The 20494-nt window shown below is 42.6% G+C and carries 17 protein-coding genes and 2 pseudogenes; 11 read left to right on the top strand and 8 right to left on the bottom strand.

Translation table 11 applies throughout. The annotated features are described in order from the left end of the window. Positions 1-36: 36 nt before the first annotated feature. The 4 genes from P7F88_RS06845 to P7F88_RS06830 form a co-directional block, all read right to left on the bottom strand. Positions 37-2817: a methyl-accepting chemotaxis protein gene (locus P7F88_RS06845; RefSeq protein ID WP_277823089.1), complete on the bottom strand. Its 2781-nt coding sequence runs from the start codon at positions 2815-2817 to the stop codon at positions 37-39. Between the two features lie 182 nt (positions 2818-2999). After that, on the bottom strand, positions 3000-3380 hold the full coding sequence (locus P7F88_RS06840; protein ID WP_277823087.1) for a hypothetical protein: 381 nt from the start codon (positions 3378-3380) through the stop codon (positions 3000-3002). Between the two features lie 98 nt (positions 3381-3478). Then, on the bottom strand, positions 3479-3673 hold the full coding sequence (locus P7F88_RS06835) for a hypothetical protein (RefSeq protein WP_277823085.1): 195 nt from the start codon (positions 3671-3673) through the stop codon (positions 3479-3481). A 145-nt stretch (positions 3674-3818) separates the two neighbouring features. After that, positions 3819-4280: a TetR family transcriptional regulator gene (locus P7F88_RS06830; protein WP_277823083.1), complete on the bottom strand. Its 462-nt coding sequence runs from the start codon at positions 4278-4280 to the stop codon at positions 3819-3821. A gap of 210 nt (positions 4281-4490) precedes the next feature. Here P7F88_RS06830 and P7F88_RS06825 point away from each other — a divergent pair, with 210 nt between their 5' ends. The 7 genes and pseudogenes from P7F88_RS06825 (at position 4491) to P7F88_RS06795 (ending at position 13436) form a co-directional block, all read left to right on the top strand. Beyond that, the gene (locus P7F88_RS06825; protein ID WP_277823082.1) at positions 4491-5744 is read left to right on the top strand and encodes an HD-GYP domain-containing protein; all 1254 of its coding nucleotides are present in this window, start codon (positions 4491-4493) and stop codon (positions 5742-5744) included. Positions 5745-5876: 132 nt separating this feature from the next. Further along, positions 5877-8378, top strand: coding sequence for a sensor domain-containing protein (locus P7F88_RS06820; RefSeq protein ID WP_277823080.1), 2502 nt, complete (start codon positions 5877-5879; stop codon positions 8376-8378). Between the two features lie 71 nt (positions 8379-8449). Then, positions 8450-9318 (top strand): annotated as a pseudogene (locus P7F88_RS06815) (DMT family transporter). 10 nt (positions 9319-9328) lie between these two features. Further along, positions 9329-10261: a LysR family transcriptional regulator gene (locus P7F88_RS06810; protein WP_277823078.1), complete on the top strand. Its 933-nt coding sequence runs from the start codon at positions 9329-9331 to the stop codon at positions 10259-10261. A gap of 143 nt (positions 10262-10404) precedes the next feature. Next, positions 10405-10860, top strand: coding sequence for a FecR family protein (locus P7F88_RS06805; RefSeq protein ID WP_277823075.1), 456 nt, complete (start codon positions 10405-10407; stop codon positions 10858-10860). Further along, on the top strand, positions 10860-11459 hold the full coding sequence (locus tag P7F88_RS06800; protein WP_277823073.1) for an OmpA family protein: 600 nt from the start codon (positions 10860-10862) through the stop codon (positions 11457-11459). The genes P7F88_RS06805 and P7F88_RS06800 overlap by 1 nt, the downstream gene beginning before the upstream one ends. A gap of 6 nt (positions 11460-11465) precedes the next feature. After that, positions 11466-13436 (top strand): CHASE2 domain-containing protein, encoded by a 1971-nt coding sequence (locus tag P7F88_RS06795; RefSeq protein ID WP_277823071.1) that lies wholly within the window; start codon positions 11466-11468, stop codon positions 13434-13436. Between the two features lie 2 nt (positions 13437-13438). On the opposite strand, the gene P7F88_RS06790 is transcribed toward P7F88_RS06795, so the two are convergent. Together P7F88_RS06790 and P7F88_RS06785 are read right to left on the bottom strand one after the other, a co-directional pair. After that, on the bottom strand, positions 13439-14329 hold the full coding sequence (locus P7F88_RS06790; RefSeq protein ID WP_277823069.1) for a YjjW family glycine radical enzyme activase: 891 nt from the start codon (positions 14327-14329) through the stop codon (positions 13439-13441). 11 nt (positions 14330-14340) lie between these two features. Further along, positions 14341-15875 (bottom strand): annotated as a pseudogene (locus P7F88_RS06785) (YjjI family glycine radical enzyme). A gap of 214 nt (positions 15876-16089) precedes the next feature. On the opposite strand from P7F88_RS06785, the gene P7F88_RS06780 reads away from it, so the two are divergent. The 3 genes from P7F88_RS06780 (at position 16090) to P7F88_RS06770 (ending at position 19197) form a co-directional block, all read left to right on the top strand. Then, the gene (locus P7F88_RS06780; protein WP_277823067.1) at positions 16090-18003 is read left to right on the top strand and encodes a methyl-accepting chemotaxis protein; all 1914 of its coding nucleotides are present in this window, start codon (positions 16090-16092) and stop codon (positions 18001-18003) included. Positions 18004-18170: 167 nt separating this feature from the next. Beyond that, entirely contained in the window at positions 18171-18902 is a 732-nt protein-coding gene (locus tag P7F88_RS06775; RefSeq protein WP_277823065.1) for a hypothetical protein, read from the top strand. Continuing rightward, the gene (locus P7F88_RS06770; RefSeq protein ID WP_277823063.1) at positions 18880-19197 is read left to right on the top strand and encodes a hypothetical protein; all 318 of its coding nucleotides are present in this window, start codon (positions 18880-18882) and stop codon (positions 19195-19197) included. Before P7F88_RS06775 ends, P7F88_RS06770 begins: the two co-directional genes overlap by 23 nt. A gap of 5 nt (positions 19198-19202) precedes the next feature. Here P7F88_RS06770 and P7F88_RS06765 read toward each other — a convergent pair whose 3' ends face one another. Beyond that, positions 19203-19634 (bottom strand): VOC family protein, encoded by a 432-nt coding sequence (locus P7F88_RS06765; RefSeq protein WP_277823061.1) that lies wholly within the window; start codon positions 19632-19634, stop codon positions 19203-19205. Continuing rightward, positions 19631-19972 (bottom strand): putative quinol monooxygenase, encoded by a 342-nt coding sequence (locus tag P7F88_RS06760; RefSeq protein ID WP_277823059.1) that lies wholly within the window; start codon positions 19970-19972, stop codon positions 19631-19633. Before P7F88_RS06760 ends, P7F88_RS06765 begins: the two co-directional genes overlap by 4 nt. 85 nt (positions 19973-20057) lie before the next feature. On the opposite strand from P7F88_RS06760, the gene soxR reads away from it, so the two are divergent. Beyond that, complete coding sequence (gene soxR / locus P7F88_RS06755; protein ID WP_277824568.1) at positions 20058-20486, top strand: redox-sensitive transcriptional activator SoxR; 429 nt, start codon at positions 20058-20060, stop codon at positions 20484-20486. The last annotated feature ends 8 nt before the right edge of the window (positions 20487-20494 follow it).

Here is a 20494-nt window from a genome sequence, read left to right as displayed (position 1 = left end):
CGGAATAAGGACTCCGCTTCATTCGCTTCAAATGGATTAAACTTTAAACTGTCTGGTAAGCTCGCTTAGCTCTTCGGCTGAGCGAGCGACTTCCTGACTTGCCGCGCTTAACTGTTCAGATGCCGCAGCGGTTTGAACAGAAACATCGTTTATAGTAAGAATTTTCTCATTTATTTCTTCAGTGACATGTGCCTGTTCTTCAGATGCTGTAGATATCTGTGTCATCATGTTATCAATGGCATTGATAGACTCAGTAATGCTCACAAATGCCTCGCGAGTTTGCTCGGAAAGTTCACCAGCGGAAGCGGCATTTGATGCACTAATCTGAATGCTGCTGCTTACTGAATTCGCAGAGCCTTGTATGCCAGTGATCATCTGTTGGATTTCTAGAGCAGAGTCTTGTGTTCGCTGAGCCAGGGTTCTTACTTCGTCGGCAACAACGGCAAAGCCTCTTCCTGATTCGCCAGCTCTTGCAGCTTCAATTGCAGCATTCAGTGCCAGCAAGTTAGTCTGCTCTGCTATCTCCTGAATCACCTCCAGCACTTTATCTATCGCTTCACTCTCGTTCTTTAGTTCTACAACCTGATCTGAAGTGCTATTTACCGAAGCGATCAATTCATTAATTGCCGAGATATTGTTCTCCAGTGTTTCTAAACCAGTTTGACTTTGTTGCGCTGCCTGCTCCGACGCTAATGCTGCATCGTGTGTGTTTTTAGCAACATCGGAAGTGGTACTTGCCATTTCATTGATAGCGGTTGCTACTTGTTCTATATCCGAATTCTGGTTGGTGATCGATGTACTGGTTTGTTCCGATACTGCAGAGGTTTCTTCCGAAGTCGATGCAAGTGTGTTGCTCGATTCCAGCATTTTAGAGACGATACTTTTCAGGTTAGTCGACATATTTCTTAATGAACCATATAGAGTGTTGTCTGCGATAGTTTCGTCGAACTTATGGGTCAGGTCACCACTGGCGACTTGTGCTGCCAATGCAATCATCGCTTTTGGTTCTCCGCCCAGTGGCTTTTTGATTGAATTAGCTAACATCACGCCAACTATAATTACGGTCACAATGACGACGGCTAGCAATATGAACAGCAGTTTTTCTATTGTAGTAAGGGCGGCAAACGCTTCTTGCTCGTCAATTTCTACTAGCAAAGCCCAGCGGAGTTCATCAATATCAAGTGGTGCAAAAGAGGACAGTACCGGATTGCCATTATAGTCGATGATAATCTCAGAACCCGTTTCTCCCCGCAGTGCGGCATCTGTGGCAATGGTTTGGACACCATTCTTCTCGACTGAGCCTGAGAAAGATGCCTTAACAGAACGCCCAGTTGGGTCTAAATAGGAGTCAGAGCGCATTCGGTTGTCTGAGCCAATCAGATAAGACTCACCGGTTTCCCCCATACCCTCGCGCGTGCTCATTACAGCATTAATGGCATCGAGTGAGAGCTGTAACGCAACCACTAGGACTAAATCTCCCTGTTTTGAGAATATAGGTTGTGCAATAAAGGAAGCAGGGTCGAAGTTAGATGGTTCATAAGGAGAGAAGTCGACCATGCTGTATACTTTGTTGTTTTTAACCTCGCGGAACAATTGACCCAGATTGGAACCGGAATATTTACCGTTGATCAGGTTTGTACCAAAATCAGCCTCTCTTGCAGCGGAGTAAAATATTTCTCCTTCAGGCTCGATGATAAACAGGTCGTAATAGTTGTATCTTTCGATATAGGTTTGATATAGCTCTCTGTTAGTTGAATCAGTAGGTACCAGAGCATCAAGAATATTGATATCCGATACTACCTCCCAACTAAGGTCATCTGTAATTTGAATCGTTCGGCTGGCACTTAGGATAAGTTGGTTGTTCCTGTCTCGGCTAATCTGTGTGGAGTCAGAAAGAGCCGTAGCATTAGAAGGTTTCTCCATCCTCACTGAATTTAGGAATGATTCTTTAACCGACAGATCCACTCTGTCTGAACGTAAAAGGCGATCAGGACCAACCAAGTAGCTGAGAACATCGCTATCAGAGGAAAGGATTTTTGATATATGATCAATAGGGAATTGCAGTGCAGCGTAACCAACATGTGTGTCGTACTGATCCAGGACTTTTGTCAGGAAGAAACCAGCTGGTTCGTTATTGGATGGTCCGTATGCTACGAAGTCTCCAAAAAAGATGTCACTACTATCATCGGGAGATAGACGTGCTTGCTCGTAAGCTTGTTGTAATCCTGAGCCTTTAATGAGTTCAGAGTTTACGTTTTGAGCTAAATCTGATTCTCTGGCTGAGGTATAAAGTATGTCCCCATCTATATTGATTAAGAAAGCGTCATACCAACCAAATTCATTGTTGAATTCATCAATTTGAGGACCATATTTTTCTGCTGCGTCTTTCCAGAGCAGCTCTTCTGTTGACTTGCCTTGAAAATCAAACGCGCGGGAAAAGTTGTCTACTGCGTCAACCACAGAAGCTGCGTGAGCAAAAATTTTAAGTTCGTGTTTCAGAGTGTTTATATACTCTTTTAGTTCATTCTCACGGGCTTTGTTGGTTGATTCCAGTACAGAAACAGCTTCGTTATTGAAGGTGTTAATGATCTCACTAAGAACCAAAATATCGTTTTTCCGTTCTTCGAAGAAACTATTAATCTGGTAGCTTTTTACCTCTCTAATAGCGCTTAATTGGTTGTAGGTTTGTGCTTCCAGCTCGTTTCTGAATAAGCTCCCGGATATCAAGCCTACAAGCAATGCAGGTATAACACCTACGCAAAGAAGAGATAACAGCAATAGTCGTGATAATGTTATGTTTCTAAATGACATATTCATCAACCTATATCCTCATTTGAATCAGTTATTCTCATAATCTATATGAAAATATAGGTCACATGAATGATTTAAGCGTCTGCTAATAAACTATTTTCTGGATATTGATTGGTACGTCAAAAAAACGTTAGTTGATATAGATTTATAGGAATGAATCTTGAAATGTAGACCGGTGAATTTCTGTGCTATTTGCCTCCACTCTCAAGCCATAAAATGGCAGAAGCTCTATCCGGGAATATTCTTGAATTGTGTCTCTTTAGTTCTGGAATGTCTCGTTCATGTAATCGAAGCAAAGCATAACTTTCGTGAACGATAGCAATTGCGGATAGGTGCTTATAATCCAGATCACGATAAAAGCGATCTACTGCCTGGTATGCTTCAGGAGTAGCTCCGGTTTGTTGAGTGGAATCAACCAGTAGAAAGCACTCTTTATCACCATAGCTCTCAATCGCCTTTTTCTGCATTTCTAAGCAAGCAATTACACCGGGTTCGTTGAACTCTCCAATTAAAGTGAAGATAACAATATTCCCGTTGGTTTCTTTTGTATAAGTTCCGTGTTCTAACATAGTGACTCCGTACATCTAAAGATTTATTCAAATAACGTCGTGTTGTCACATACATTAGTTCATTATAGAACTATTTATTAGTGCGAACCTGGCATTTACTATGACACATCTACAGTGAGGTCCTCAGCCAATGCAAGGGCATTAAATAGATGCTTTGTTTCTTCCGTATCACTTTGTTTTGCAACATCAAGCAAGTTTTTTCTAATTTCACTTAATGGCATGGCTATATAGCGCCTGTTTTTGCTTTTCCAGCTTAATTTTTGGCTGGGAGAGCTAAAGGTATAAGTAATCATTTTTTAACCCTGCGTTCAGGCAAATTATTTATAAGTAGTTACTGACGTTGTTAGCGCAAATTATTTTAATGGGGTTGTATTACGCATTAATTGTTTTAAAAAAGGGCGTTAACCCTTTATAATTTCATTATCTAAATCACTCTGTTTAATATTGTATATTCAACAGGGTTACCTTTCCGAATGCTATTTCTATTGCTTCATGCGCATCCTGAGCGCTCATGTTCTTTTTAAGATCTTGCACCAACTTTGATACAGCAGCTGAAGCTTGTTCGTCCAGGGTATCTGACATATTCGCTTGTACGAACATTTCTACAATACGCCTGAATCTTGGTTGTGAGAGCTTATTTGTCCAGCTATCAACAAATGCTGCTTTACTGCTAACATCAAGATCTTCGTAAACAATTCCAATAAGTTTATGACGAAAAGCAAGGGACAAGTCTTTTCTTTTTGGAAAGTATCTCTGCACAGAGCTCAAGCTAACATTAAAGTGTTTCGCTACCCTCGAAAGAGTGACTTCAGCCCATCCTTCAGTAAAAAAAAGCTGCTCGATATAGGCATTGTATTGCTCGAGCTTTTTGTTTCTTTCTTCCTGAGAGATTTTTGCCATAAAATACTGTCCTTGTCTTTATGCGGTATGTTACCCCATAAAAGTGTTGCGTCAAGAAAAAATACACGTGAGATTGATATCCAGGATAGGTTGAAGAGGATTATTTGCAAGCAAGGTTTTGTTATAACTAACTTTCTCATGTTTGATTTCGAATTTGTCGTTATATTGGCTTATGCTTAATCCATAAAAAATAAATATATGGTGTTGGCTATGGTAGTTCAGGAAAGAATAACAATCGATCTCAGGCATGCCCTGTTAATGATTGCACGCGCTCTGGATTTTGTAGGTATAGATGACATAAATCACGGGCATAGGGTAGCCTATATGGCTTATGAATGCGCAAAAAGACTGGGCTGGGACAACAAAAAAGCCAGGTTTGCGTACTATACCGGTTTGATCCACGATTGCGGTGTATCGACAACAGAAGAGCATTCGGCTCTTGTTGGAGAGCTTCAACCGGAAAACGTCCGGGAACACTGTATTCGTGGTCATCAGGAACTGACTAATTGCCCGCTACTTAGTCGATTTGCAGTACCGATTTTGTATCACCATACACAATGGGAAGAGTTGAAAAATCTAGAGTTAACGGAATTTAACCGTGATATCGCAGCGATCGTTTATATCGCTGACAGACTGGATTTTCTTCGCGCCTACTATATTCAGGATAACCATCAGGAAGCGGTCACACTGCATAAAGAGCTGATTGCCGAACATATTAAGTCTCAGGCAGGAACCATGTTCAATCCTGAAATGGTTGAAGCCATGGAACAGCTCATATTTATGGATGGCTTTTGGTACAACATGGACACTGCGTACATAGAAGTTCAGGCATTGTCCGAAGACTCGGATGGCGAATACAGTGGTGAGCTTAGTATTAATGATGTTAAGCAGATGGCCAGATTTCTTGCCAGGATCGTTGATGCAAAAAGCCCGTTTACTTACCAGCATTCTGAGAAGGTCGCGGTGTTATCAATGACACTGGCGGATGAGTTGGGGTTAAGCAAGTCTATTCAGCAGTTGATATATGTAGCAGGGCTGCTTCATGATATCGGGAAATTACGCACACCAGATGAAATTCTCAATAAGGGGAACCGTCTAACACGGGAAGAATATACGCGTATCCGAAGGCATACCGTGGATACTGAACATACTTTGAGGAGCTTTTTCCCTAACTCTCCAATTGGTGAATGGGCCTCTAATCATCATGAACGACTTGACGGTTCAGGCTATCCATACAACAAAAATGGTGAAGATCTTGATCTCCCTTCAAGGATTATAGCTGTAGCAGATAACTTCCAGGCGCTTGCACAAAAAAGACCGTATCGTCTGCTTCACCTTTCTATGGAAGACATCATGTCGAGACTAGAGCCTCTGGTCGAGAGTGGAAAATTAGATCGTGAAGTGTTTGCACTGATAAAAAATAACGAAGAAAGATACTACCAAATTGCTATTTCTGAAGACTGAGATTGCAAACTGTGCCACATAGCTGTGTTATATGCCGAATTACTTGTTATATTATTATCAATTATGGATATTGGCCTGCCAATCTAAGCCATGAGTTGGCTTAGTTGACGGAGTGCAGCAAAAGAATTTTTTATGTTCGGTGACAAAATCTCATTAGCGGTTATGAGTGAGTGGTATAACAACTTCTCGATTATGGCTGCTCTTTCTGGCTACAAATTTTTATTGGCGCGTATTGATGGTGAAAAAATATCGGATGTCGTTACGCATTCTGATGATGTTTTTGATCAGGAAAAAGTGGTCAAAGAAGTTGCGAATTGCCGGCTAGATGTTCTATTCGATAAGAAAGAGCTTGTCTTAAGCTCGTCTGAATTCTCATTTATTTCTACGAGTCTTGTATTTTGGCCTGATAATTCAGTCTATGGACTGTTGATTTCATATTCTGACAATAAGCCAGAATCAGAGCAGGTTCGGGTGCTATCAGCCAACTTATCAAGCCATATAGAGAAGAACCTCACCGAGGTATTTAACACCGAAGTCAAGAGTCGTCAAAGTGAGTTAACAGCTAGCCCTAAACTATTTCCTGAACCTTCCTTCCAGGAGTTTATTGACTGTTTTGATGACCATATTTGGATTAAAGATCCGGAAGGAGTTTATACGCATTTTAATTCGTCTTGTCAGACAGCATGGAAGCAGGAACGAGAAGAGCTAATTGGCAAGACAGACTTCGACCTGTTTGAAAAAGAGATTGCTGAAAAATTTCTCAATGCAGATCAGCGGGTAATTACAGCAGGGCATCAATTAGTTGTTGAAGAGTGCTCAAACGCGGTTGATGTGGATGGTAATAGCTGGCATGAAACGATCAAAGCACCACTTACGGATCGCAATGGTAAGGTGATGGGTACTATCGGGATGACCCGTAATGTTACCAACCGAAAGCTAATCGAAGAGCAGTTAATGATTGCCGGAACGGTATTCGAAAACTCTGTTGAAGGGGTAATTATTACCGACAGGTTGGGGAATATCGTCTATGTAAATCAGGCATTTTGCGAAGTGACAGGTTATTCGCAAGCCGAAGCGATTGGACGAAATCCGAGATTCTTAAAATCAGGTCGTCACGACAAGGCTTTCTATGAAGAAATGTGGGGAGCTTTAGTGGAAGAAGGTCGATGGAAAGGGGAGCTATGGAACCGACGTAAGGACGGTGCAGTTTATCCCGAGCTCTCTACTATCAGCGTTGTATACGATGAAAAGGGTGATGCCTGTAACTATGTTTCTGTTTTTGTAGATATATCTCAGCAGAAGCAAAGTGAAGCCGAACTCATTCACATGGCCTATCACGATCCGCTGACGGATCTTCCAAATCGACTCAAACTGTCTAATCAAATTGAACATGAGATTCATCACGTTAAACGTCATGGCGGCAGACTGGCAACCATCTTTATCGATGTCGACCACTTTAAGCATATCAACGATACCTACGGGCACTTGATTGGAGATGAGGTACTTTGCGAAGTTGCAGACCGTCTTGAAGAGTGTGTCAGGGAAGAAGACACGGTTGCCCGAATTGGGGGAGACGAGTTTGTGGTACTGATTTCTGGTGTGTCTAACGTTGATAATGTTATGGTTGTTGTCAATAAGCTCATGGCGCTATTTGGCACTCAGATAGAGTTATCGAATAATAAAAAGCATCGATTGACGGGTAGTGTCGGTATTTCTTTATATCCAGAGGATGGTGAAGACAGTGATACCTTGCTTCGAAATGCTGATGCGGCAATGTACAGGGCGAAGCAGAACGGTCGCAACAACTATGCCTTTTACACTCAGTCTCTTACACAGGAATCTGAATCCCACCTCAGGCTACAGGAGGCGATGCACGACGCCTTAGAGAATGATGATTTCAGGTTAGTTTACCAACCTCAATATAATATTCAGAGTGGTCGCCTTACCGGCCTGGAGGCATTACTTCGTTGGGAACACCCCACTTTGGGCCCAGTTCCGCCTGCTGACTTTATTCCGGTAGCGGAGAAAACGGGGCTAATTGAACATATTGGAGAGTGGGTGTTGTCTACCGCGTGCCGACAGGCTTCAATATGGCGAGAAAAGGGATTTGAGTTCGGACGGGTTGCCGTCAATGTATCTGGCCGACAACTACACAAAGGTGATTTTTCTGAATTAGTAGAAAAGACGCTGATAGCAAATAACTTGAGCCCTCAATATCTTGAGTTGGAAGTTACGGAAAGTGCCATGATGGATAATTCCGGTGGTGCGATTGCACAATTGGAAGTGCTCAGAAATATTGATGTGGAGATTGCCATTGATGATTTTGGTACCGGCTATTCATCGTTGAGTTACCTTCAGCAGTTGCCACTTACCAAAATCAAAATAGATCGTTCTTTTATCGCTGATATTGAAGACAAGCAAAGTAGTGCAATTGCAAACGCCATCATTGCCCTTGGCAGAGCTTCATCATTGAAGGTGATAGCAGAAGGTGTTGAAACACGGGAGCAGCTGGATGTACTGGCATCTAGTGAATGCGGTTGTGCACAGGGTTATTTCCTGGGTGCACCTATGCCTGCAGAAGAGCTAGAATTAATACTTGCAAATCAGAAAGTAACATGCGCCTATCAGGATTAGAGCCGATATCTGGTAATTTGCATGTTGCAGGATTATGATGCTCGCGTACTTTTAATTATCTTACTTTTAATATGTCTTCACATTCTCCTATACAAGGTGCGAGCTGGATGCTTACGGCAGGTTTATCCTTTGCCATTGTTAACAGTTTCGCACAGTACGCCAGTATTAATTATGGTGTTGCATCAACAACGGTAGCCCTTATCCAGTATGCCGTTGCCTTTGTTGTGATACTTCCTTACCTGTCTACGCTTGGCATCAAAAACTCACTAAGAACCAACCATCTTTTCCAACACCTGTTTAGGGTTTTTTAGCCGTTGTTGGTGTTCAACTCTGGATGTGGGCGTTGGCATATCCTGTGCCAATCTGGCAAGGAATAGCACTGTTAATGACATCACCGTTGTTTGCAACCTTAGGCTCAGGGTTATTACTCAAAGAAAACGTCGGAGCCGCAAGGTGGATTGCAACATTAACCGGTTTTGGTGGGGCGATGATCATACTAGAGCCGTGGGCTGAAGACTTCAGCTGGGCAACTTTGCTTCCTGTTGGAGCTGCTTTCTTCTGGGCTTGTTATTCGCTGATGGTGAAAAAGCTATCCTCTGAAGACTCGCCATCAACTATGATTGTTTATTTTCTGGTGCTGATCACGCCGTTCAATATGTTTTTGGCAGCACCGGCATGGGAAACACCACATGGGACGAATGTCTGGATATTATTGGTTTTGGCCGGGTGTGCAACGGCAATCGCTCAATGGGCGATTGTAAAAGCGTATGCGGTTGCGGATGCTTCGTTTGTTCAGCCTTTTGATCACGCAAAACTACCGATGAATGTTTTTTTAGGGTGGTTAGTATTTGGCTGGGTACCACCAGGACGTTTGTGGCTCGGCGCGGCAATCATTGTTGCTTCTGTCGCATTTATCACTCAGTGGGAACGAAAAAAGTAGGATAGCGAAGATGGACTACATTCAGCTTTCACGTATCAGTCTGAAGCACCTTAGTGTGTTGCATGTGCTGCTTGCGACAAGCAGTGTGACGAAAACGAGTGAACAGCTTTGTGTTAGTCCTTCAAGTATCAGTAAAACACTATCGCAGTTAAGGCTGCTTTTGAATGATGAGCTTTTTTATCGCGATGGTACTCACCTTGTCCCGACTGCTTATGCGATAAAAATAGGTCCAATAGTACATTCGGTACTTTCCAGCATGAATGGTGTGATACATCAACAAACCTTTGAGCCAGCGAGTTACTCTGGTACGTTTAAGCTATCCATGCGAAGTAGTGCATTCGAGGTTTTTGCTCCAATCATCGCCCAGCTAGCTTCGGAGAAAGCCCCAAATTCTCGTTTTCAGGTCTACTCGAAAGAACAGCTAGGATTGGATGCTCTGATTCGTGGGCAAGTCGACCTGGTTTTGCTTCCTCATGATATATCTCAGCCTCCCACAGATAATAGCGACTTGCAGTGGCAGACGATTCTGGATGATGAAATGGTATGCCTGATGAATTCAGAACATCCGCTGGCTAACAGCGAGTTGACTATTGAACAGTACCTGGAGTTCAGACATATCGGGATTGTTGAAAAAGAGCTGAGTGTGCCGTTTTTTGAACAAAATTTGGCGCAGCGTTTTAAACCAAGAAACATTGCCATATCGGTTTCCGACTTTGGTAGTGGTGCGCTGATGTGCCATGAAACCGACTTTCTGTTTACTACCTCAAGAATCTGGGCAGAAACCGCGAGGCAGGCGAGGGGGCTAACCATGAAGAGGTTACCGTTTGATTATGGAAAAGTCGCATTTAGCATGGTTTGGAACAAAGCCAGTATCAATGACCCCTCGATGAAATGGCTTTATAACGAATTAGTCAAGGAGTCAGAAAACCTAGTTATTCGATGAATGGTTTTTGTAGTTAAGTGCTCTACATCAATATATAGTAACTAACTTATTGAGCTGTAAACTAACTTTAACCTACACTAACTACTATTGATTTGTTATGCGATTCAGATAACAGCTTCCCATGATCTAAAAAAGGGGTTGGTATGTTCGTTCAAAAAGCTCTCCGTGTTCTGTTCTCCTTGATATTAATATCCAGCTCATCCTTATTGTTTGCTGATGACTCTTTAGAATACATCGCGACAGTTAGGACAGCTCATGGGGATGTGCTGATTCAAAGAGATTCGGCTAAAGAGCCTCTTCTAACAGGCAATGGCTTAATTGAAGGCGATATAGTTACAACTAGCCGAAGTGGTAATGTTTCCCTGCTCTTTGTCGACGGTACACAACTGTCCCTAGGTCCATCCACTAGCATCATCATAAATCGATACCTATTCACACCTAAGAAAAAAGAGTATGCCTTCGAACTGAAGCTTAACAAAGGTTCTGCAATTTATAGTTCAGGAAAAATGTCTAAGCTTGCTCCCGAATCGGTAAAAATCCAAACGCCTCAAGCCACTATAGGTGTAAGAGGAACAAAGTTTTTAGTTGAGGTAGATTAATGATGAAAGGTATTTTAGGAAGAATTTTAACGATACTCGCTTTTGCCAGCGTGATTAGTGCGTGTTCATCAACTACAGTTGTTCTTCTCCCTGATGGAAACGAAAGCAGTCAGGTGACTATCTCAACAGAGGTAGGGAGTCAGACGTTAACCACCCCTGGTAGTGCTACAACAGCCAGCTCTACATCAAGCCAACCAGATTCACCAAAAGTGAAAGAAATAGAACAAATTAAGCAAAAACACGCTTCGTTATTCTCTATTCATCCAGAAGAAGCTCAAATATTTCTACTGTACTTTCAACATAATGATGTAAAACTGCTTCCTAAGTCCGAAAAACTAATGTTGGACGTAATCGCGAAAGCGAAACAACGAATTAACCCTATTATTAATATCATTGGTCACACGGACGCCTCTGGTAATAGCGACTACAATATGAGCTTATCAATTAAAAGAGCAAAAGCCGTAGAAAAGCGTTTAAAAGCGGCGGACATCTCAGGCGCAACATACAGAATCGATTCATACGGTGAAAACGACCCCCTCATTAAGTCAAATCGTCAGTATGTCCCCCAAAATAGACGTGTTGAAGTTCAGATTTGGTAACGCTAAGTGTCAGATTATCTTCCTAAAAATGTATTGTTAAATTACATGCCAATCATAATAGGGTTGATACTCTCATTAGGAACCGCTTACTACGCAGCTACAACCCCTCATGGCGAGCGAAATATTGGTTGGAAAATCTATGATTATTACAACCGCTACTACCCAAGCCCACAGCCTTCTAGCAACATAGTGATCGTTGACGTTGATGACCAAAGCCTTGAGGCTATAGGTCAATGGCCCTGGCCTAGATATCGTTTAGCTGAAACTATCAGAATCATTATTGAAGGTCGTCCCTCTAGCCTACTACTGGATATTTTGCTTGCGGAACGAGACCGAACATCGATCGTTAATATACAAAAACAGTTAGAAATGGATTTCGGCATAGACATTGAGGTGCAGGGCCTACCTGCCGTGCTGGAAGACAACGATAAATACTTATCAAGCATACTCACAAATAGTCAGGTAGTTCTGGGCTCAGTGGCAACTCAAAACAGAGTGGATGATATTGGTCTATGTGCATCAGGTAATAAAAGCACCATACAGTCAAACCACATAGAATCTCTCGAGTTTCCAAGGATGCAAGGCGTTATCTGCCCTTTAGATGGATTCTATCAACAGAGCGCTTCTACTGGTTTTATTAATTCATCAATTGATTCTGATGGGTTGCTACGGCGTGTGCCGATACTAATGAGTCATAAAAACAAGCTTATTCCCAGTTTATCGCTTGCTGGTTTGGAAACGGTATTTGGGAATAGATTTACTGTAAAACCATCGCTATCTGGTAGCACTGTCGAGATTAATGGTAGGGAGATCCCTTTAGACAGAAAGGGGAGAGCATTGCTTAACTTCCGAGGCAAGGGGCGAAGTTACCAGACAGTGCCAATATTAAATGTTTTGAACGGTACAACGCCACCAGACTTTTTTCTGGGTAAAATTGTATTGCTTGGAGCTACTGCTTCTGGGTTAAATGATGTGGTTAGCACGAGTTTGGATATAGCGTTCCCTGGTACAGAAGCTCACGCTGTTTTTATAGATAATGTGTTGAACAACGATGTTATCTACACACCTGCATGGTTCGAAAATGCTGAAACTATTACCATCATAATTATTGGTATGCTTACCGCTATGATAGTGATGTCTTTTACACCCAGAACTTGCTACTTAGTTAGCCTGTTAATCTTAGTTTTCCTCCTAGTAATCCCTGCTGCGTTGTTGTACAACTATCAACTCTATGTGTCGCCGTTTCTGTGTGTCGCGAATTTTCTGGCTATCTTGACTTTAGCCACCATTGCTAAGTATTACGCTGCTGAAAAACACCTTACAGCCGTTCTTGCCTCAATATCTAAAGCCAACTTTTCTGTTATCGACAGTATGGCAACAGTAGCTGAACTAAGAGATCCAGAAACTGGCGGTCATATCATCAGAACTCGATTGTACGTTAAGGTTCTGGCGAAAAAGCTACAAACAATGGAGGAATTTAAAGACGAAGTAGATGACGATTTCATCGAATATATAAATGCAGCAGCGCCTCTTCATGACATCGGCAAGGTTGGAATAGCGGACAAAATACTGTTGAAGCCAGGCAAGCTATCCAATGATGAGTTTGATGTTATGAGAACCCATGCTCAATTGGGAGGAGATCTGCTGAAGCAAGCTGAAGCTAATGTAGGTTTTAGTCCTTATTTAAGGATCGCTAGTGAAATTGCCGCAAGTCATCATGAAAAATGGGACGGAAGTGGTTATCCAATGGGGCTAAAAGGCAATGAAATACCACTATCAGCGAGAATAATGGCAATTGCTGACGTATTTGATGCTCTTGTAAACAAGCGTGTTTATAAGGAGGCTATTAGTTTTGAGCGAACCATCGACATCATGATGAGCGATTCAGGAACGCATTTTGACCCAACACTTATGGAAGCATTTATGGAAGTCAAAGATGAGTTTATTGAGATCGCGCTTAAAATCAGTGATGACTAAGCCTAATCTAGACTGAGTGTCGGTGGTGTTATAATATTTCTTCCCAAAATCCCTGTTAGCTTGACTCTGAAATTTTCTACATCTTCTTTAGTACAGGTATCCCAAAACAGAGCCTCCCCGCTTACTCCATGGTGCTGAAAGGCGTTGATTCTGATAGCAACGCTGGAAGGTAAGCGATTTAAATAGTCACCTACCGCAGATACTTCATCGGTAAGGTCAGTTTTTCCCGGAATGAGCAGTAAGCGTACTTCATAAAGCTTGTTTTGCGCGGCAAGATAATTGATAGACTTTATCACCCTATGGTTACCACGACCGGCCAACCACTCATGTGTTTCAGTTTGCCATGCTTTTAAATCGATCATTGCTCCGTCAAGGTATGGGAGGATCCGATCCCAGCCTGTGTCAGGTAGTGAGCCATTGCTGTCAACAAAACAAGTTAGGTGACTCAACTCTTTGTCGGCTTTTATCGCTTTGAAGAGTTCTGTAATAAACGGTAGCTCTAGTGTGGCTTCTCCACCGGAAATGGTAATGCCCTGCAAAAAAAGATGACTATCGCGGATGATCTCTACAAGTTCTGGCACAGAATAGTTCCAACCTTTAGGGTTGGACTGATAGGAACAAATATCGATACATTTATCGCAGTTGGAGCAGAGCGCTTCGTTCCAGAATACTTTGCCTTCAATACTGCGGGTGAGTGCACCATCGGGGCAATGTTCGACACAGATTCCACAATGGTTGCAATGATTGATGGTATGTGGATTGTGGCAATTCACACAGGAAAAGTTGCATCCCTGCAGAAAGATAACCAGTCGGTTACCAGGTCCATCAACACAAGAAAAGGTAAGTATTCTGCTTACCTTTGCTCGCTTTTCGCTATCTGATGTTGCCGCCATATTCTTGTTATCTAGCCGAAATCGTAAGTAGGTGACATCTCTTGACTGATAACTCTTGGCTGGCGATCAAGAATGCCGGTATTGTCTGCCGCTTCTGATCCCAGGAACGTGGTATTGGTTCTGGAGCCTTGATCCTTGAATTTAGCAATATCAGATAGCTTGACCATATAGCCGGTTACCCTAACCAGATCGTTAGAGTTTACATTGGCCGTAAATTCACGCATGCCAAGCGCAATAGCTCCTTTACAAAGGTTATACATCGCTTCCGGGTTATTTTTTACGGTTTCATCTATGGTCAAGATGTCACTGATACCCGATGGGTAATATTGATGATGTTTAACGGTTGTCTTGATATAGCTGACCGGATCGGGTTCAGTGCCATATGGAATTCGAACGCCAGGTGTCACCTCTTTGTCCAGACTGATTCCAGCCTGAGAGTGTAATAAGGCCCTGCCATTAAGTCCGTACGTGACAGGTGTTGACTCGACGATACCAGCTAGTGTTTCTGATATTTTGTAGCTTAACTTTGCGGCTTCTGCATCCCGACCGTACTGGAATGATTGCCCCTGTTTCTCAAACAGGATTTGAACGGCTTCCGCCATACCATATATGCCGTACATCGGTGCAAATTTGTCTTCGTAAATCAACTCTTCCTGAACAAGAAAGCTGCCAAAAAAGTTAGATTGCTCATGCAGGAATGCGGTACGCGCCTCTATCAACTCAAACATAATACGGCAGTACTCTGGCAGCACGTCTGCAAGGAAGTGTTCCGCGTTATCTGAACGTAAAGCCACTTCTTTCAGGTTCATTCTAACCAGTGTGTTTGCCCCCCGGCGAGAGGCAGTGAGTTATAACAGCTAACAATACCAAAACCTTTGTCATCAAATGTTCTTGAATGCATCGGGTAATTAGCGATATGTGGTTTGCTGCATTCGCAAATATTGCTGGTTGCCTGGCGTAGCAGATCATCAGGGGTTACTTCGGGATCGTACATAAACGTTAGGTTTGGGGCTATCTGTTTAAGTTCGGCATCCACTTTTAGAATGGTACGGCAGATTACGTTGTCTGTAGGGCCAATATTTGCGTGCATAAAGGCATCTGGCAGTGTGCGGTCTAACATGATCCAGAAAAGTTTCAATTTCTGATATATCTGCGCTTCGGTAAGTTCTCCGATATAGGGAAGTAATATGTCATCAAGCTGGCCGATATATACGGGAATAGACGTCACGGAAGGTACGTGATGATAAAGAATCGTCAGAAGGTTTATTGCTTCGTCCAGGTTTGTTGCCGGATCTAGCTCAAGGTGTTTTGAGCCATTGCTTAAAAACTTAGCGTAGTCTGGTAATACATACCGAGGTTTGTATGGTGCGTGGCCTTCAAAAATATCACACAGTACGTTCTCTTCTAGTGCTTTGGTGACCTTTTCTGACACGGAAACATAAGGAAGACTGTTTTCTGCTTCGGCTGCAAGCAGGTTAGTTTTCTGTTTCGGAGAAAGATTTTTATCTGAGATGATTTGAAGAGGACGATTCATATTAAAGACCATAAACGAATTATGGACTTATGATACTAAAGTGAGGTTTTTTCCACGAGTGAAATTATGTGTAAAGTATTTTTCCATATGGGAAAATGCAGATATAAAGCTAATCGATTGCTAATGAAAATTGAAGAAAAAACAGTGGCATTCATTCAGTGAATAATACATTTGCATGATAGAATTCGACTGAATTTTAAAAACATAATGAATAAAAGAGGTTGTCTTGAGCCAGATAATGAACTTTAAAGGGCGAATTGTATCGGCGTCAATATTGTTACTCGCACTATCCATGGCAATATTGGGGTACTTATCTTACAGCAACGTATCCCGGCTGGTAACAGAGGATGTAGACAGATATTCCATGCTAAAAGTATCTGCGAGTGCAGATAAAGTGGCTCAGTTTGTTAGGGCGATGAAGGTCGATCTTGAAAGTACAGCGCCATCTTTCTCGGAAATAAACGAACAGTCAGAAATCATGTCGCGTCTTAAACAGATCAGTGCGTTGTCTGATGCCTCAGCAATCGTTGTGGGATACCAAGATGGCTCAGCCTTTAACAGCAATAAAGGTCGCTACGATGCAAGTTCATACGATCCAAGAGTTAGGGGGTGGTATAAATCAGCAAAAAGCCAACGCAAGACGGTGATTACCGATATCTATACTGGGAAATCGACCGGCACTCTAATGATCAGTATCGCAACTCCATTTTACAAAGGTAGCGCTTTGGCTGGAGTACTTCTGGCGGATATTGAACTCACAATCTTAAAGCCAATCGTGGAAGAGATGGTGTTTGATGGGGCTATGGCAGCCTTATATGACGGAACAGGCCTCACTATCGCGTCTACCGGAGAAGTAGATGTACCAGGTAAATCTCGTTTGTCCGATTTTGCGGATCTGGTTCCTCTTGAAAAAGAGATGCTATCGAAGGATCAAGGTGTCTATGAATATTCGCTATTGGGTATGGATAAGGTAGCCTATTTCCAGACAATTGAACTCGACGATCGTACTAAATGGCACGTCCTGGTTGGCCTGGATAAGTCCGTTGTATATCACTCTGTTGCTGAGTCGTTCGAAACTACAGTGATTACAACATTGTCACTGGTTGTTTTCTCTGCGTTGGCTATCTACTTAATACTAAGTTATGCCTATAAGCCAGTTATTGCGCTTAAACAGACCGTCAACGAGTTATCGAGTGGCAATGGCGATCTGACTCAACGACTACCGGTAGCAAGTAATGATGACCTTGGTCAAATCTCGCGTGATATCAACACATTCATAGAAAGTCTGCAGAAAATGATGCTAGATATCTCTGATATGACTAACCGAATCGGTGATAGTGTCGGTAACCTTCAGACTCAAACCGACGAAAATCGTCGAGTGCTGTCAGAACATCAGTCAGAAACGGAAATGGTGGTTACCTCACTAGACGAGATGAGTGCCACTTCAAACGATGTTGCACAGAACACGGCTGAAGCGGTTGAGTTCACCGGCAACACAAACAGCCAAACGGATGAGTCGAAAAACTCAGTATCTCACGCATCAGGTATGGTTCTTGAGCTGGTTAATAAGGTTGAAGATGCAGCTTCGCAAATTAACCAGATGGGCGGTGATATCAATGAAATCACTAATGTTCTGAAAGTGATTGGCGAAATTGCTGAGCAGACTAACCTTCTGGCTCTTAACGCGGCGATTGAGGCGGCTAGGGCTGGAGAGCATGGCCGTGGGTTTGCTGTTGTGGCAGATGAAGTTCGTGCTCTTGCGTCACGTACTCAGGACAGCACAACAGAAATACAGAACACGATTAACCGCCTTACAAGCAGTTCAGAGAGCGTGATTGATGCAATGAACGTGACACGAGAAAGTTGTGTTCAGGCTTCAACCCAGGCGAATCAGGTAGTAGAAGATCTGGATGTAATTAGCCAGTCGGTGGATGGAATTAACAACCTGAACGTTCAGATTGCTACTGCGGCGGAACAGCAGAACTCAGTTGCTGCTGAAATCACCCAGAATATGGCGAAGATGAGCGATATGGTTCAGCGTGTTGCAGAAAGCGGAGATCAGGTAAATTCTGAAGCATCCAACCTTGCGCAAGCTAATTCCCAGTTAACTGAAATTGTGAATCAGTTTAAGCTTCGATAAGACTTATCGTTTTTGAGCGGTTCAGCATTTAACACGAGCCGCTCCTATTCATTTCCTAAGTCCAGCAATTTTGAAACGTATAGGCTATCCTCAGTCCTATGATAGGTTAGTTGAGTATAAGATTTCGTTGTTATTCTTCTTGGAGCAGAAAGTAAGGTGTTACTCTAATGAACATTAATCGAAGCACTTTAAAAAAAGCAACAGACAAAGGCATTATCACGGCTGAACAAGCCAAAGCACTTTGTATATTTATAGAATCGGAACAGCAAAATACTGCTCAATTTACATTTACCCACCTGCTGTATTACTTCGGTGCACTAATCGCCATTGGTGCTATGACGCTTTTGATGAACCTAGGGTGGTCTTCATTCGGCGGGTTGGGCATTTTACTCTTCTCATTAATCTATGCAGCTATTGGATTGTACCTTGCTAACTCATTCAATAATAAGGGGCTGCGTGTACCAAGCGGCTTATGCGCTACGTTTATCATTTGTTTGACTCCTTTAGCCGTATTTGGTCTACAGGATTGGCTAGGATTATGGCCGGAAGGTGTTGACTATCGAGAGTACCATCGGGTTATAGAGTGGCACTGGATATATATGGAGCTTTCTACTCTCGTTGTGAGTGCGCTAATTTTTGTCAGGTTCCGTTATCCATTCATGCTAATGCCAGTAGCGATTACCTTGTGGTATATGGCTATGGATGTGGCGGTGATGATTGTTGGGCCAGATGCTGAATGGCAAACCCGTAAGCTGATAACCATGTATGGTGGCCTGCTAATGACAGCATTTGCTCTGCTGGTTGACTATAAAACCAGAGATTCTGATGATTATGCATTTTGGCTTTACTTGTGGAGTGTTAGCGTTCTGGGGAGGAATGACGGCTCAAGCTTCAGATAGCGAACTTGCTAAATTCATTTACATGTGCATCAACGTTCTATTGCTTTGTGTTGGCGTGTTATTAAACCGACGTATATTTACGATTGTTGGCGGTGTTGGTGTGTTTATTTACCTGAACCATCTTGCAGTGAAGGTTTTTGAAGATAATTTCCTTTACCCAATATCATTAACCGTCATTGGGTTTGCTCTAATAAGGCTAGGCGTTTGGTTCCACAAGAACAAAGCAGAAATAGAAGTCAGAATAGAAAAATTCGTACCGATTTGGTTAGCCCGGCTTAGAGAAGCCAGGCGCTGATGTAGCTATCCTAAGTTATAATCGTTTTTCAGTGCCGGTTCTTCTGAAAGGTACTCAACAAACTCAAACTGTAAGTTGTGTTTATCGACATAGTAAACGCTTCTTCGGTGAGGGTGATTACCACCCATATGATCGAGCTGATACCCGGAGTTGGATAATCGTGTGATAACGTCATCAAGGCTTTCTACAACGATTCCTATATGTTTCACACCACTCCAATGCTCTGTCCATCCCTTAGCGTTGGTATCCCCGCCGTTTTGAATCGTGATGTAGGTTTGCTCGTCGCCTACGTGATACCAGCGAACGGCTTTTCCAAACCAATCATCCATTCTTCCTTCGCCTCTTATTGACCAATCTGGTGCAGCAGCAAGAAGAAGTTTTATTGTGTGTTCTGCATCGATGACGGTTATGTTTGCGTGCTCAATATAGGTTCTCATAAGGCTTGCTCCGTTTCTGTTTTCACATATGTTGACTGGTGAAGGTGGTCAATTATTACATCCAGTTGATGAATTGTTCGTGAAGAGATTAAACACTCTTTCATGATGGCCCTGTTCTTCTGGTAGTTATCAGTTTTTATTTCTGGTGCGTTGCCCCATGTAGATTTATCTGGCCACTGTGCATATCCAATAAGAACATTGGGAGTGTCAGTTGTGTGTAACCTGGAACCAAGACTACCGTTGCTTTTGTATATTTCTTTCGTAACTTCAAGCCAGGCATTGCGAAACGCTGTGATTTCTCCTGGTGAAACTTCAAACTCATAGATTGCGATAAACATTGGTTTTCCTTTTAAAAGTGAGTGGATGAAAACAACTCTACAACCTAAACTTAACTTTAGGTCAAGCGTCATTATGGATGATTTTATGGAGTTGAGTGTTGGTGAAGTGGCAAAGCGGGCGGGTGTGAGTGTGCCTACCTTGCACTTTTACGAAAAAAAGGGGTTGATAAGTAGCTATCGGAATCAGGGTAATCAACGACGATTTAACCGGCAGGTACTTAGGAGAATTGCGGTGATTAAAGCGGCTCAAAATGTTGGGTTAACTCTGGGTGAAATTAGCGAAGCGCTAGCAGCTTTACCAACAGATAAAGCGCCTAATAGAAGCGAGTGGGAAGAGTTAGCTGCTAACTGGAATGATAAACTGGAAGACAAAATTCAGAGCTTAAAAAGGATGCAGACTCAGTTAGGAGGGTGCATCCAGTGTGGCTGTTTGTCTTTGGACAGCTGCAAGTTATATAACCCAGATGACTCTCAGGGAATCAGGGAGCCAGGAGCAAAGTTGAGTGGCAGTTAATGCTCTTT

It is taken from the genome of Vibrio hannami, assembly GCF_029589055.1.
In the GTDB taxonomy this organism is placed as follows: Bacteria; Pseudomonadota; Gammaproteobacteria; order Enterobacterales; family Vibrionaceae; genus Vibrio; species Vibrio hannami.
Note: the sequence above shows the minus strand (reverse complement) of the source record. Positions and strands in the feature narration are given on the sequence as shown.

What these genes read in the sequence shown, in the direction of transcription:
- P7F88_RS06845 (WP_277823089.1), bottom strand. Translation starts at nt 2,817, where the DNA reads ATGAATATGTCATTTAGAAACATAACATTATCACGACTATTGCTGTTA.
- P7F88_RS06840 (WP_277823087.1), bottom strand. Translation starts at nt 3,380, where the DNA reads ATGTTAGAACACGGAACTTATACAAAAGAAACCAACGGGAATATTGTT.
- P7F88_RS06835 (WP_277823085.1), bottom strand. Translation starts at nt 3,673, where the DNA reads ATGATTACTTATACCTTTAGCTCTCCCAGCCAAAAATTAAGCTGGAAA.
- P7F88_RS06830 (WP_277823083.1), bottom strand. Translation starts at nt 4,280, where the DNA reads ATGGCAAAAATCTCTCAGGAAGAAAGAAACAAAAAGCTCGAGCAATAC.
- P7F88_RS06825 (WP_277823082.1), top strand. Translation starts at nt 4,491, where the DNA reads ATGGTAGTTCAGGAAAGAATAACAATCGATCTCAGGCATGCCCTGTTA.
- P7F88_RS06820 (WP_277823080.1), top strand. Translation starts at nt 5,877, where the DNA reads ATGTTCGGTGACAAAATCTCATTAGCGGTTATGAGTGAGTGGTATAAC.
- P7F88_RS06810 (WP_277823078.1), top strand. Translation starts at nt 9,329, where the DNA reads ATGGACTACATTCAGCTTTCACGTATCAGTCTGAAGCACCTTAGTGTG.
- P7F88_RS06805 (WP_277823075.1), top strand. Translation starts at nt 10,405, where the DNA reads ATGTTCGTTCAAAAAGCTCTCCGTGTTCTGTTCTCCTTGATATTAATA.
- P7F88_RS06800 (WP_277823073.1), top strand. Translation starts at nt 10,860, where the DNA reads ATGATGAAAGGTATTTTAGGAAGAATTTTAACGATACTCGCTTTTGCC.
- P7F88_RS06790 (WP_277823069.1), bottom strand. Translation starts at nt 14,329, where the DNA reads ATGGCGGCAACATCAGATAGCGAAAAGCGAGCAAAGGTAAGCAGAATA.
- P7F88_RS06775 (WP_277823065.1), top strand. Translation starts at nt 18,171, where the DNA reads ATGAACATTAATCGAAGCACTTTAAAAAAAGCAACAGACAAAGGCATT.
- P7F88_RS06770 (WP_277823063.1), top strand. Translation starts at nt 18,880, where the DNA reads ATGACGGCTCAAGCTTCAGATAGCGAACTTGCTAAATTCATTTACATG.
- P7F88_RS06765 (WP_277823061.1), bottom strand. Translation starts at nt 19,634, where the DNA reads ATGAGAACCTATATTGAGCACGCAAACATAACCGTCATCGATGCAGAA.
- P7F88_RS06760 (WP_277823059.1), bottom strand. Translation starts at nt 19,972, where the DNA reads ATGTTTATCGCAATCTATGAGTTTGAAGTTTCACCAGGAGAAATCACA.
- soxR (WP_277824568.1), top strand. Translation starts at nt 20,058, where the DNA reads ATGGAGTTGAGTGTTGGTGAAGTGGCAAAGCGGGCGGGTGTGAGTGTG.